Origin of the sequence: Bradyrhizobium sp. OAE829 (assembly GCF_040546575.1) — a bacterium.
Classification (GTDB): Bacteria; Pseudomonadota; Alphaproteobacteria; order Rhizobiales; family Xanthobacteraceae; genus Bradyrhizobium.
Window position 1 is genome coordinate 2,312,378 of record NZ_JBEPOE010000001.1, and the last position, 13,309, is coordinate 2,325,686.

Annotated in this window: 15 protein-coding genes; 5 read left to right on the forward strand and 10 right to left on the reverse strand. The window is 62.5% G+C overall.

Features of this window, described 5'->3' with window-relative positions:
* Window positions 1-59 precede the first annotated feature (59 nt).
* A complete protein-coding gene (locus ABIE49_RS11190; protein WP_192740054.1) occupies window positions 60-1,565 on the forward strand; it encodes a flavin-containing monooxygenase in 1,506 nt (501 codons plus the stop codon).
* 44 nt (window positions 1,566-1,609) lie between these two features.
* On the opposite strand, the gene ABIE49_RS11195 is transcribed toward ABIE49_RS11190, so the two are convergent.
* From ABIE49_RS11195 to ABIE49_RS11205, 3 genes are read right to left on the reverse strand one after another with little or no spacing between them, the layout of a single operon-like run.
* Window positions 1,610-2,626, reverse strand: a complete 1,017-nt coding sequence (locus ABIE49_RS11195; RefSeq protein WP_354067455.1) for a methyltransferase — start codon at window positions 2,624-2,626, stop codon at window positions 1,610-1,612.
* A gap of 19 nt (window positions 2,627-2,645) precedes the next feature.
* A complete protein-coding gene (locus ABIE49_RS11200; RefSeq protein ID WP_354067457.1) occupies window positions 2,646-3,689 on the reverse strand; it encodes a Bug family tripartite tricarboxylate transporter substrate binding protein in 1,044 nt (347 codons plus the stop codon).
* 22 nt (window positions 3,690-3,711) lie between these two features.
* A complete protein-coding gene (locus ABIE49_RS11205) occupies window positions 3,712-4,215 on the reverse strand; it encodes a MarR family winged helix-turn-helix transcriptional regulator (protein WP_192740056.1) in 504 nt (167 codons plus the stop codon).
* 174 nt (window positions 4,216-4,389) lie between these two features.
* Here ABIE49_RS11205 and ABIE49_RS11210 point away from each other — a divergent pair, with 174 nt between their 5' ends.
* From ABIE49_RS11210 to ABIE49_RS11220, 3 genes are read left to right on the forward strand one after another with little or no spacing between them, the layout of a single operon-like run.
* The gene (locus ABIE49_RS11210) at window positions 4,390-5,439 is read left to right on the forward strand and encodes an aromatic ring-hydroxylating dioxygenase subunit alpha (protein WP_192740057.1); all 1,050 of its coding nucleotides are present in this window, start codon (window positions 4,390-4,392) and stop codon (window positions 5,437-5,439) included.
* Window positions 5,440-5,443: 4 nt separating this feature from the next.
* Complete coding sequence (locus ABIE49_RS11215) at window positions 5,444-6,196, forward strand: GntR family transcriptional regulator (protein WP_192740058.1); 753 nt, start codon at window positions 5,444-5,446, stop codon at window positions 6,194-6,196.
* Window positions 6,197-6,203: 7 nt separating this feature from the next.
* The gene (locus ABIE49_RS11220; protein WP_192740059.1) at window positions 6,204-7,181 is read left to right on the forward strand and encodes a PDR/VanB family oxidoreductase; all 978 of its coding nucleotides are present in this window, start codon (window positions 6,204-6,206) and stop codon (window positions 7,179-7,181) included.
* Between the two features lie 128 nt (window positions 7,182-7,309).
* Here ABIE49_RS11220 and ABIE49_RS11225 read toward each other — a convergent pair whose 3' ends face one another.
* From ABIE49_RS11225 to ABIE49_RS11245, 5 genes are all read right to left on the reverse strand, one after another.
* Entirely contained in the window at window positions 7,310-8,941 is a 1,632-nt protein-coding gene (locus ABIE49_RS11225; RefSeq protein ID WP_192740060.1) for a GMC family oxidoreductase, read from the reverse strand.
* A gap of 29 nt (window positions 8,942-8,970) precedes the next feature.
* Window positions 8,971-9,564, reverse strand: coding sequence for a GNAT family N-acetyltransferase (locus tag ABIE49_RS11230; RefSeq protein ID WP_192740061.1), 594 nt, complete (start codon window positions 9,562-9,564; stop codon window positions 8,971-8,973).
* A 142-nt stretch (window positions 9,565-9,706) separates the two neighbouring features.
* On the reverse strand, window positions 9,707-10,633 hold the full coding sequence (locus ABIE49_RS11235; protein WP_192740062.1) for an SMP-30/gluconolactonase/LRE family protein: 927 nt from the start codon (window positions 10,631-10,633) through the stop codon (window positions 9,707-9,709).
* 162 nt (window positions 10,634-10,795) lie between these two features.
* The gene (locus ABIE49_RS11240; protein ID WP_192740063.1) at window positions 10,796-11,632 is read right to left on the reverse strand and encodes an AraC family transcriptional regulator; all 837 of its coding nucleotides are present in this window, start codon (window positions 11,630-11,632) and stop codon (window positions 10,796-10,798) included.
* A 135-nt stretch (window positions 11,633-11,767) separates the two neighbouring features.
* Entirely contained in the window at window positions 11,768-12,076 is a 309-nt protein-coding gene (locus tag ABIE49_RS11245; RefSeq protein ID WP_192740115.1) for a hypothetical protein, read from the reverse strand.
* Window positions 12,077-12,302: 226 nt separating this feature from the next.
* Here ABIE49_RS11245 and ABIE49_RS11250 point away from each other — a divergent pair, with 226 nt between their 5' ends.
* Entirely contained in the window at window positions 12,303-12,521 is a 219-nt protein-coding gene (locus ABIE49_RS11250; protein ID WP_192740064.1) for a hypothetical protein, read from the forward strand.
* Window positions 12,522-12,646: 125 nt separating this feature from the next.
* On the opposite strand, the gene ABIE49_RS11255 is transcribed toward ABIE49_RS11250, so the two are convergent.
* Window positions 12,647-12,784, reverse strand: a complete 138-nt coding sequence (locus ABIE49_RS11255) for a hypothetical protein (RefSeq protein ID WP_192740065.1) — start codon at window positions 12,782-12,784, stop codon at window positions 12,647-12,649.
* Between the two features lie 18 nt (window positions 12,785-12,802).
* Window positions 12,803-13,237: a cupin domain-containing protein gene (locus tag ABIE49_RS11260; RefSeq protein ID WP_192740066.1), complete on the reverse strand. Its 435-nt coding sequence runs from the start codon at window positions 13,235-13,237 to the stop codon at window positions 12,803-12,805.
* Window positions 13,238-13,309 lie beyond the last annotated feature (72 nt).

The following is a 13,309-nucleotide window of genomic DNA, read 5'->3' on the forward strand; positions in this document are numbered from 1 at the left end:
TCGGTTCTGGCGTTTTGCTTTTGAAAACGAAAAATCCAACGACAAGAAGAACAGGGAAGATGAACGTTCAAACCCAGATTCATGCCGCTTCGCCCAGCCATACCGAGCATTTCGACGTCCTGATCGCCGGCGCCGGGATCTCCGGCGTCGGCGCGGCCTATCATCTCACCACGCAATGTCCGGGCACGAGTTTCGTCGCCCTCGAAACCCAGAAGACGTTCGGCGGCACCTGGAGCACGCACCGCTATCCGGGCATCCGCTCCGACAGCGACCTGCATACGTTCGGCTATCGCTTCAAGCCGTGGACCTCGGCGCCGATCGCCAGCGCGGCCGAGATCCTCAAATATATGGGCGACGTGATCGAGGAGAACGATCTCGCCCGCCATATCCGCTACCAGCACACCATCACTTCGGCGACCTGGTCGAGCGAACAGAACCTCTGGACCATCGCGGCCACGCGGAGCGACACCGGCGCAAAGCTTCGCTTCACCGCCAATTTCTTCTGGATGTGCCAGGGCTATTATCGCCACACCGAAGGCTATACGCCGGAGTGGAAGGACATGGCCAAATTCAAGGGCCAAATCGTCCATCCGCAGAAATGGCCTGAAGATCTCGACTACAAGAACAAGCGCGTCATCGTGATCGGCTCCGGCGCCACGGCCGCAACGCTGATCCCGGCGCTGGCCAATGACGTCGCGCATGTCACCATGCTGCAGCGTTCGCCGACCTATTTCCGCACCGGTCGCAACGCCATCGAAATCGCCGAGCAACTGCGGCAGTTGCAGGTCGACGAGAAGTGGATCCACGAAATCACCCGGCGGAAAATCCTGTTCGATCAGGACGCGTTCACCCGCAAGACCTTCGAGGAGCCGGAAGCGGCGAAGAAGGATTTGTTGTCGGCAGTGGAAGCCTATCTCGGCGAGGACTACGACATCGCGACCCACTTCACGCCAAAATACCGGCCGTGGCGGCAGCGCATCGCGTTCATTCCCGATGGCGATTTGTTCCAGGGCATCAAGTCGGGCAAGGCTTCGGTCGTCACCGACGAGATCGAGCGCTTCACCGAGAAGGGCATCCTGCTGAAATCCGGCAGGGAACTGGAAGCCGACATCATCGTCACCGCGACCGGCTTCAACCTCAGTGCAAACGGCGACATCGAATTCGCGGTCGACGGCAAGAAGCTGGATTTCGCCGATACCGTGACCTATCGCGGCATGATGTTCACCGGCGTGCCGAACCTGGTCTGGGTGTTCGGATATTTCCGCGCCAGCTGGACCTTGCGCGTCGACCTCGTCGCCGACTTCGTGTGCCGGCTGCTCAACCACATGAAGGAAACCGGCGCGAAGAAAGTAGTGCCGAAGCTTCGGCCGGAAGACCACAACATGCCGCTGCTGCCCTGGATCGATCCGGAAAATTTCAATCCCGGCTACATGATGCGCGGCATGCACCTGTTGCCCAAACGCGGCGACAAGCCGGAATGGCAGCACAACCAGGACTACTGGGCGGAGAAGGATGAATTCCCGGCCATCGATCTGAAGGACCACGTCTTCGTCTACGGCTCCTGATGATGGGCGCCGAGTGACGGAGACATCCGTCACTCGGGCAGCTGTCAGTTGAGATGAGCCTCAATCACGTTGAAGCGGCCGGCCGGATAGATCGCGGCGAGGCGGAAGCCGCTTTGGGCAAGCAATTCGGCATACTGCCGCTCGGTGCGCTCGAGCCCGCCCGGCCCGCGAAGCATGTTCAGGTCGCTCAGTGCGTGCGCCCTGTCCTCTTCAGTCGTCGTTGGCGATTCCGGCATCAGCCGTTCGACCAGCAGCAATTTGCCGTCGCCCGGCAGCGCCTCGCGGCAGTTGCGCAGGATTGAAGTACTACGGGCGTCATCCCAATCGTGGATCACGCTCTTGAGGATGATCGCGTCGGTGGCCGGTGGCACGCGCTGAAAGAAATCGCCGGCCGCGAAATCGACGCGGTCACTCACACCGATGTGTCGAAGATGGCTGGTTGCCGCCTCTGCGCACCTCGGAAGGTCGAAGACAGTGCCGCGCAGCTGCCGGTTTTGCCTCGCGATAGCGCCGAGTAATTCACCGGACCCGCCTCCCACATCCATCAAATGGGACAATCCGCTGAAGTCGTAGCATCGCAGAATTTCCGGCGTTACAGCCCGCGTCAGGTCCGTCATCGCAGCATTGAATTTGGCGACGTTGCCCGGCGTTTGAGCCATCAGATCAAAGCTGTTCTCGATGCCCAGAAGTTGCGCGGCGGTTTTGCCGGTCACGACCGATTCGAGCATGCCGCTCCAAGACTTCGTGAGCATCTCCGCTTCCAAGATGGCCCACGCCTTGAATGATTGCTCGGATGCGCCGTCGAGGCAGGCCCCCACCTCAGTCAGTGCGTAGGAATTTTCGCTGGTCCGCTCGCACAGGCCGATGGTGGAAAGCGCGGTGAGCAGACGCCCAAGCGAGCGCTCCTCCGCGCCGGTCGCCTCCGCAAGCTTGCCCACGGTCTGCGGGCCGCCTCGCAGAAGCTCCGCCAGCCCCAGTCGCACCGCGACATGGATCGCCGCTGTAACGCGGTGCGACTGTATCAAGTCGAGAAGCTTGAGGGCCGGCTGTTGTGACGACATGGCTTCTCCGATCGCAGGTCTATTGCGGGTTCCGGATATCAATCACTTTGGTGAGTTGGTTGACCGCGGCTCGTTGCTTTTCGATCGCTTGTTTCAACTCCTCGGTCGTTCCGTTGAGCACATTATGCCCGCTTGTCTCCAGTTTTCGGCGAACATCGGCGTCGCGGCAGATCGCGGCGACATCAGCGGCAATCCGGTTTCTCACGGCTTCGGACAAGGCCTTGCCGCCATAAATTCCCGCCAACCCATCGATTTCAAGCTCGGGGTAACCGAGTTCGCGCACGGTCTTGATGTCCGGCAGCGTGGCTGCGCGGCTTGGATTGACGACGGCAAGGAAGCGCGCCTTTCCGGCCTGAACGGGCGAGGACGAGGCGGTCAAGGAGGTCAGAAGCGCCTGGATCCGGCCCTCACCCAGGTCAGCCTGCGGCTGGGAGGCGTCGCGATAACTGACGAAATTCATCTTTAGATCGTGTTGTTTCAGGAAAGCTGAAAATACAAATCGCGGCAGGGTCGGTCCGGACGCCCAGGCGTATTTCTCGGGGTTGGTCCGCAGCGCCGCGATCAATTCCGGAATGCTGTTGACCGAGAGCTGGTTGCTGACCGCTAGCGTCAAAACGATCGCTGTGGTCGACGCAATCGGCACCAGATCGTGGTTGACGTCGTATGGCAGCCGGTCGACGAGCAGCGGCGCCACCGTGATGGAGCCGGCCACCGTATACAACAGCGTATGATCGTCCTGGCTTGCGACGAACGATCCGACGCCAATCGTTCCTTCAGCGCCAGGCCGATCCTCAACTACGACCGGCTTGCCCCATTTTTTGCCTAAAGCATCGGCGAAGATTCGGGCAGCGGCATCATTGGCGCTTCCGGGCGGAAAGGTCACAATCAATTTGACCTGCCGCTCGGGCCAATCCGCTCTTGCGGACATCGGCGCAATAAACGCCGTGACACAAGCCGCAAGAACAGCGATCGAGCGCAGCCCTCGCGACTTGCACCAGGTGGATTTTCCTTGAGCTGAGCGACGGGCCGACCATGTTGAACCATGAGACATTTGCGAGGACATTGTCACGACTGCCTCCCATTCATTACTGGCTGGATTTGCGTTGCGGCTTTCGACGACCGTTTCCGGGACGGGCGTAGGAATCATTCGCTTCAATGACGCGCACGAGCATGTCCAGCAACGCGCGCCGGTCATCTGGCGATAGCGGCGCCAGCAGGCGCTCCTGGGCGGCAAGCAAGTCGGGACTTAAGCGGCGGCGCAACGCCGCGCCTCGTTCGGTGACGTAGAGCTTGCGCGCGCGCCGGTCATCGGGGTCGATCTTCCGCTCGACGAGGCCCTTGCCCTCCAGTTCGTCGATCATCTGGCCAAAATTGACCACATCGACGCCCATACGTTCGGCCACCTGTCTCTGGCCTCTCCCCGGCTGCTCCACGACGGCCACGAGGACGCCAAACAGCATCGGCGTCAGATCTTCCCCGCCCAGTATTTCGGCGGTGACACCAAGGCAAATTTGATTGAAGCGACGGGCCAAATGAGCCGGCACCCGGTGAGACGGTAATACTTCCGGAGAAGTGTGCGCCTCGGCCATGATCATCTCCAAAGATAAGAATTATTATTATAATAATTCACACGATATGTCAAAAACAGGAAAATTCATGTATGTATACCTTAGAGGTACTATATAGCCTGCAATCTCTATAATTTGCCATCTATCGCGTACTACTGTATACATCCTGAATTCATAGTGTCATGGAGTGCAGCCATGCCGTCATCGTTCCCGCTCAATGCCTGGTACGCCGCCGCTTGGGACGTCGATCTCAAGCACGCGCTGTTTCCCCGCACGATCTGCGGCAAGCATGTGGTGATGTACCGTCGCTCCGACGGCCAGGTGGCCGCGCTGGAGGACGCCTGCTGGCACCGGCTTGTGCCGCTGTCGAAGGGGCGACTCGACGGCGACACCGTCGTCTGCGGCTATCACGGGCTGAAATACAACGCGCAGGGCCGCTGCACCTACATGCCCTCGCAGGAGACCATCAACCCTTCCGCCTGCGTGCGATCATATCCCGTGGTCGAGCGGCATCGCTTCATCTGGCTGTGGATGGGCGACCCGGCCCTGGCCGATCCGGCGCTGGTGCCTGACATGCACTGGAACGACGATCCGGCCTGGGCCGGCGACGGCAAGACCATTCAGGTGAAATGCGATTACCGCCTCGTGGTCGACAATCTGATGGACCTCACCCACGAGACCTTCGTGCACGGCTCCAGCATCGGCAACGACCACGTCGCCGAAGCCCCGTTCGACGTTACCCATGGCGAGCGCACCGTGACGGTGACGCGCTGGATGCGCGGCATCGAGGCGCCGCCGTTCTGGGCCGCACAGCTCGGCAAGCCCGGTCCGGTCGACCGCTGGCAGATCATCCATTTCCAGGCGCCCGGCACCGTCAATATCGACGTCGGCGTGGCGCCCGCCGGCACCGGCGCGCCGGAAGGCGACCGCTCGCAGGGCGTCAACGGTTTTGTGCTCAACACCATGACGCCGGAGACCGACACCACCTGCCACTATTTCTGGGCCTTCGTCCGCAACCACCGTCTCACCGAACAGAAGCTGACCACCGAGATCCGCGAGGGCGTTTCCAACATTTTTCACGAGGACGAGATCATCCTCGAGGCGCAGCAGCGCGCCATGGACGAGAACCCGGACCGCACCTTCTACAATCTCAACATTGACGCCGGCGCGATGTGGGCGCGGCGCGTGATCGACCGCATGGTGGCCCACGAGAATTCGCCGCCGACCGCACAAGCCGCGGAGTGAGGCCATGAGCGAACGCGATTCCGAACGCTCGATCTCGCAGACTGTGCGGGCCCAGCTCGCGCTGCGCGACATGATCCTGTCCGGGCAATTGCGGCCGGGCGAGCGCATCAGCGAGTTGCAGGCGGTCGAGATCACCAGCGTGTCGCGGACGCCGGTGCGGCTGGCGCTGGTCCGGCTCGAAGACGAAGGCCTGCTGCAGGCGATCCCCTCCGGCGGCTTCATGGTGAAGGCATTCACCGAGCGCGACATTCTGGATTCGATCGAGCTGCGCGGCACGCTGGAAGGCCTCGCCGCCCGTTTCGCCGCCGAACGCGGCGCCAGCGCGCGCAACCTCGAGCCGCTGAAGGAATGCCTCGCCGACCTCGATCAGCTGGTTCGGCAGGATCCGGTCTCGGTCGAAGCCTTTTCCGCCTATGTGACCATGAACGCGCGCTTTCACGCGCTGCTCACCGAGCTTTCCGCCAGCCCGCCGCTGATCCGGCAGATCGACCGCGTCTCGGCATTGCCGTTTGCGTCGCCGAGCGGCTTCGTGATGGCGCAGTCGGCGCTGCCGGAAGCGCACCAGATCCTGCTGATCGGCCAGGACCATCACCGCATCGTGGTGGACGCGATCGAGAACCGCGAGGGCGCGCGCGCCGAAGCCATCATGCGCGAGCATTCGCGCCTCGCCGCGCGCAACCTGCGGCTGGCGCTGCGTAATCGCACGCATCTCGATTTGCTGCCGGCGCTCGCTCGGCTTCAATCTCCGGCCGTATAGGTTAGTCATGCGCTTTGCCGAACAATGGAGCTGGTGCACGGTCGACGCGATCCGTGACGTCACGCCTGGCATCCGCGAATTCCGCCTGCGCCCGGACGGCGGCGTAGCGCCCTACCCGGCCGGCAGCCATCTCAACGTCGCGGTGCTGATCGACGGGCAGCCGGCACGGCGGTCCTATTCGCTGGTCGGTGATCGCGATCCACACAGCTATCGCATCGCGGTGCGGCTGGCGCCGGACAGCCGCGGCGGCTCGCGCGCGATGTGGAGCCTCAAGCCGGGCGCGCGGATCGAAATCTCCAATCCAACATCGCTGCTCGATATCGACTGGAACAGGCAAAATTATTGCCTGATTGCGGGTGGCATCGGCATCACCCCGATATCAGGCATCGCCAGCGCCCTGCACCGCCGGAACATCGACCTCACCCTGCACTACGCGGTGAGGTCGCGCAGCGACGCCGCCTATCTCGACGAACTTTCATCCGTACTCGATGACCGGCTGGTCGTCCACGCCAGCGACGAAGGCACGCGGCTCGATCTCGATGCCACCTTCCGCGCACTACCATCGGATGCGATCGCCATCATGTGCGGACCGATGCGGATGCTGGAGGCGGCGCGGCGCGCCTGGAATGATGCCGGGCGGTCTCCCGCCGATCTGCGCTACGAAACCTTCGGCTCCAGCGGCCTGCTGCCGACGGCGGAATTCCGTGTGCGCCTGAAGGACACCGGCGCCGAACTGGTGGTCTCGCCCAACAGCTCGATGCTCGACGTGCTCAACGACGCCGGCTTCGAGGTGATCTCGGACTGCCAGCGCGGCGAATGCGGCGTCTGCGCGGTCGATGTCATCGCGGTCGACGGCGAGATCGACCACCGCGACGTGTTCTTCAGCGACCAGCAGAAGCAGGGCAACCGCAAGATCTGCCCGTGCGTGTCACGCGCGGTGGGCGTGGTCACGATCGACACGCTGTACCGGGCAGAAACAACTTAGGCCCACTGCGTCAGTTCCACCCCTCATCCTGAGGAGCGCGCTTGCGCGCGTCTCGAAGGATGTAGGCCCGACTGGGGCCTCATGGTTCGAGACGCCGCTTCGCGGCTCCTCACCATGAGGGTTTAGGCTTAGACCCGCGCCGCCTCCGGCGCGGCCTTGCCACGGATCATGTCGGAGGCCTTGTCGGCGATCATCATGGTCGAGGCGTTAAGATTGGCCGAGATCATCCGCGGCATGATCGAGGCATCGACCACCCGGAGGCCCTGAAGCCCGTGCACGCGCAGCTGGTCGTCGACGACGGCCCATTTGGTATCGGCCGGTCCCATCCGGCAGGTGCAGCCGGGGTGGAACGTGGTGGTGCCGCGCTCGGTGGCCGCTGCGAGAAACTCGTCGTCGCTCTGCACTTTCGGTCCGGGGAAATCCTCATAGGCGTAATATTGCGATAGCGGCGCGGAGGCGAGCAGCCGGCGCGCCAGCTTCATGCCGGCGACGACGACGCGGCGATCGAGCTCCTCGACCAGGTAATTGGTCTGGATGATCGGCGGCGCAAACGGATCGGCCGAACGGATGCGGACATAGCCGCGGCTTTCCGGGCGCTGCTGCCAGGATGCGATGGTCATGCCGGGCTCGTCTTCGAGCTGGCCTTGCACGCCCTCCTTGTAGCTTGCCGGCGTGAACGTCAGCTGCAGGTCGGAGCTTTCGGTGGTCTCGCCGGAATGCCAAAAGCAATAGACCATGGTCGGCGACAGCGACAGCAGCCCGCGCCGCGTCGTCGCCCATTTCAGCGCCTCGACCCAGAGGCTGAGCCCGCGCCGCAGTTCGTTGATGGTCCTGATGTTCTTGACGCGCGCGACCGAACGCGGCGCGTAGTGATCCTGCAAGCCTTCGCCGACGCCTGATAGGGCGTGACGCACCTCGATGCCGTGCGACTGCAACAGCTCCGGCGAGCCGACGCCGGACAATTGCAACACCTGAGGTGAATTGTAGGTGCCGCCGGACAGGATAACTTCCTTGTTGGCGCGCACTTCGGTGGGCGTGCCGCCCTTGCCGCCCTTCAGGTAGCGGACGCCGACCGCGCGCTTGCCCTCGAAGATGATGTTGGTGACATGTGCATGCGTCCGCACATCGACATTCCCGCGCTTTACCGCCGGATGCAGGAACGCGGTCGCGGCGCTGACGCGCAGGCCGTTTTGAATGGTGCGCTGGGCGTAGGAAACGCCTTCCTGGATCGCGCCGTTGTAATCGGGGTTGCGCGGAATGCCCAGACTCATGGCGCCCGCCATGAACGCCTCGCACAGCGGATCGCGCCAATCCATGGTCGTGACGGTCAGGTTGCCGTTGCGCCCGCGATAGGTTTCATCGCCCTCGCCGACGCGCCGCTCCAGCCGCCTGAAATAGGGCAGAATGTCCGGGTAGCCCCAGCTGCGATTGCCGAGCTGCGCCCAGGTGTCAAAATCCTGGCGCTGGCCACGGTTATAGATATGGCCGTTGATCGACGACGAACCGCCGAGCGTCTTGCCGCGCGGCGCGTAGATGCTGCGGCCGCCGGTCCACGGCCCCGGCTCCTGCTGATACGCCCAGTTGATGCTCTTCATGTGGAACGTCTTGATGAAGCCCGCCGGCAGATGAATGTAGGGATGCCAGTCCTTGCCCCCTGCTTCGAGCACACACACGCGGGTGCCTGCATCTTCGCTCAGGCGATTGGCGAGCACGCTGCCTGCGGAGCCCGCGCCGATGATCACATAATCGAACGTTTCCATCACACTTTTTTCTGCCGCGGACTGAAGAACTACCGCAGTCTATCGTTGAGTTGATAATTGAGATGCGCCTTCACCGTCGGCCACTCGCTGGCGATAATGCTGAAGACCACGGTATCGCGCAACGTGCCATTCGGCGCGATCACATGGTTGCGCAAGATGCCATCCTGCTTGGCGCCCAGGCGTTCGATGCCGCGGCGGCTCTGCTGGTTGAAGAAGTGCGTGCGGAATTCTACCGCGATGCAATCGAGCGTCTCGAAGGCATGCGTCAGCAGCAGCAATTTGCACTGCGTATTGACGGCGCTGCGCTGCACGCGCTTGGCGTACCAGGTGGAGCCGATCTCGACGCGCCGGTTGGCGGCATCGACGTTCATGTAGGTCGTCATGCCCGCGATCTTGCCGTCGGCATCGAACACCGTGAACGGTAGCATCGAGCCTGATGCCTGCAAGCCGAGCCGGCGATCGATCTCCTTGATCATGCCTTCCGGCGCCGGCACGAAGGTGTACCAGAGATTCCACAGCTCCCCGTCCCGCACCGCTTCGGTCAGGCCGTCGCGTTGATCGTGCGACAGCGGTTCGAGCCGCGCGTAAGCACCGCGAAGGGTAACCGGTTCAAGCCAGGGCATCGTATTTGTCCTCTCCCCTCATCCTGAGGAGCGCTTCACTTGAAGCGCGTCTCGAAGGATGAGGCCATCGCAATTCATTCATGGTTCGAGACGCGTCGCAAGTGCGACGCTCCTCACCATGAGGGTATCGCAAGCAGCGCCATTATTGATTCAAGAAATTCAGCGGCAGGCCGGGGCGCGGCCAGTCCATCGCGACCAGTTCGCCCTTGCCTGACAGCGTGATGTAGGCGGTCTTCAGGTCAGGCCCGCCGAAGGCGATATTGGTGGTCATGCGGTCGCCGGTCGGCACCTGCTCGACCAGGGTGCCATCGGGCGCGATCACGGAGATGCAGCCCGAGATCAGCGTCGCGACGCAGACATTGCCTGAGGCTTCGACCGCGAGCGAGTCGAACATCTGGTAGCCGCCGAGACCCGTGATCGGCTTGCCGCGTTCACCGCGATAGATCGGCTCACGCGGCTTCAGCGTGCCGGGCGCGGAGAGTTCGTAGGCCCATAGCCGCGCGGTCGGCGTTTCGGCGATGTAGACGGTGTTTTCGTCCGGCGACAGCCCGATGCCGTTGGCCGGCAGCACGCCGTGCACGATTTCGACGATCTCCTTCATGCCGGGCTTGACGTAGTAGACGCCGCCGACGTCCATGTCGCGGGCCCGGCGCTTGCCGAGTTCGGAGAACCACAGGCCGCCATGCTTGTCGAAAACGAGGTCGTTAGGACCCCGCAGCGGATACTCGCCGCATTTGTCGACCACCGTCTCGACCTTGCCGTTCGAGAGGTCGACGCGCTGAATCGAGCCACCGAGATAGTCATCGGGCTGCGGACCCGGCATGATCACCTTGCCCGTCGGAATCCAGCTAAAGCCGCCATTGTTGCAGAAGTACATTTTTCCGTCGGGGCCAAGCGCCGCGCCATTGGGACCACCGGGGACCTCCGCGACCACTTCCTTGCGCCCGTCCGGCCAGATCCGCGTCAGCCGTTTCCCGCGGATTTCGACCAGCACGACTGATCCATCCGGCATGACCACCGGGCCTTCCGGAAACTCCAGATCGGTGGCGAGAACGCGGACATTTCCCATGAAATCCTCCCGGCTTTTTATGGCTGCAGGCGGACTCCAAGCTCATTTCCGCACGCGCAACGCTGACGTTGCGTCATGTTATGGCAAAGCAGATCACGCTTGCCAAGCAACCGTAGGCCATTGGGACACGCAGGGCAGCCCTGCGGGAGATTGCGTCTGCCCCTACTCGCGAACCGGTATCCAGATTTCCAGTCCGCCATTGCCGGTCGCGGGATCGAACTTCTCGTCATAGCGCTCGAAGCTCGGCGCGTCAGCGGCTTTCATGCCGGATGACGGCAGCCAGTGATTCCAGATCGTGTGGACGGTGCGGCGAATGGTCGAGATGCGCTCGGCGTGGGTAAACACGGCGTATTTCTGTTCGGGAATCCGCACCCGCTGGAATTCGCGCGGCAGGTCGGAGAAGTCGGTCACTTCGACGGCGGCGACATAGTCGAAATTGCCGGCATCGTCGGCGTTGCAGCAGACGCCATAGGCCACCTTGCCGACCCGGCCGGGGACATGGTCGATGGTCTGATTGAAACGCTGCCACAGGCTCGGAATGAAGGCGCCTTCGTTTTCGTGGGTGCAGCGTTCGCCGATACCGGCGACCAGCAGGGCCCTGCCGGTCTCGAAACGCGGGGGCTTGAGATGATCGAGCGCGGTTGAAATCATGACGATGGGCTCCTGAAGCTTGAGACGATCGAGGCACGTTCCTGATCGAACCATCTCGGGCGTGATGCCGAAATGGTCGCGGAACGCACGGGTGAAGGCTTCGTGAGAGCTGTAATCCGCATCCAGCGCGAGGCTGAGAATGTCAGGCGCGCCGGCGCCAAGCGCACGCGCCGCGTTAGAGAGACGACGCGCGCGCACATAGCGCATGACCGAATATCCGGTCGCGGCCGCGAACGCCCGCACCAGATGGAAGCGCGAGACGCCGGCGATCGCGGATATCTCGTCGAGGTTCAACGGCCCGGCGAGATGACTTTCGATGTACCAGAGCGCCTTCTGGGCTGGATTCATCGGTGACAGCTTTCCTTTGAAGCGGCCGCATCATGAACGCTTGCAATGCGCCGCATTTGACCGGCGTTGCTCTCGCGGTCGCCATAGCGTCGCGGGGAACCGCGGGTGTGCTACACATCGCCCGGAATGACGGCGTTACTTCGCCGCAGCCGGCGCCGCATCCTTCGCCGGCGCATCGGCCTTCTTCTTCAATTCTTCCGCCGTCTTCTTCTGCAGATCGTCCACGAACTTCTGCAAGGCGATGACGCTGCCCTTCAGCGCCTCGATCTGCCGGTTGGCGGCATCGAGCTTCTGCTGATTATCCTGCGTCATTTTGTTGATGGTCTTTTGCAGGAAGTCGACATTGCTTTGCAGGCAGGAGGTGCGCCGCTCCATGGTTTTTTCGACGGTGCAGATTTCGATGCCGGGAACATCCTGCCCGTAGCTTGTGCAGGGCATCAGCATTACTGCAACGGCAACAGCGGTTCTTGCAATCCGGGCGATCATCCAATCCTCACTCAAACTTCATTCGGTCAATCACATCAATTTGCTCGTATCAGGCCGCTGGCTGCAGCGATACCACACTGATACCGCATTCAGGCGGTGAGCTTCCCCTTTATGGGTGCGGATGGACTTTCGCTGGGGAACCCAAACGTCAGGTTTGCACGCCCCGGCAGTGGAGATTGAACACATGGCAACGCGCGAGAGGCGGCTGGCACAGTTCGATGGCAACGGGGAACCGCCGCCGGACCGGCCGGTGGAGGTGCTTTGCGAGGACCACAGCGGCACATATCAGTTACCGTTCGCCTGCCGCTGGATCGAGGGCCAATGGCGCAATGAGCGGACCGGCGGCGCCCTTGAGGCGACCGTGGTCGGCTGGCGGCTGCCACGGGTGAGCAGTCAGGTTTGACGGGCATTTTCCGGGGCCGCAGGCCAGCCGGACGCGCGGCGCATTGTTCCAGAAAGCGACGATAACGCGCGTCTTCCGGAGCGGTCTTAAGTTTCGGAACGCGGACGGAACGAATCGCGCCCGAATCACTGCTTGGCGGCTGTACTCCTCTGTTCACGGCTAGATATCGGCTGGAACGTGATCCGGCGCACCACATGCAGCACCGCCACGATCGGCCGCAACCAGCGGCCGACGACAAAGGTTAATTCCTCCGGGGATGACATGACGATCTCCTTTGGCGGTCACTTCCAGGGTGTCGGCGGCGGCACGTGCTCGACCGCCGGGTCCACATCGACGGTCTTGAAGTCGGCCGGGCTGACGATCTCCAGGTATTCCATGTCTTCCGAGTAGTCGTAGAGGTAGTGCGTGATGCCCGGGCGCTGATGCACGACGTCGCCGGCCTGCACCAGCGTCGACTTGTCCTCGTACATGAAGCGCGCCCAGCCCTTGGTCATGATCACGATCTGGAATTCGCAGAGGTGCTTGTGCCAGCCGGTGCCTTCTTCGGGCGGCAGATCGGGATTGGCCTTGACCAGATGGCAGATCACCTGGCCGCCGGTGGCGTCGGCGATGCCGAGGTCGCGGTAAAGGAAGAAGTCGCGCAGCCCCCCGCCCTTGAACTCGGTATCGCCTGGTTTGACGTGGGAGAATTTGCTGACGATTGCAGTCTGATTCATTGAAGCCTCCACGGTTCTCGTTCGCGAGATCGCGATCACGCAAGGCGTCCAAATTTTCGGCAGCGTCGCATC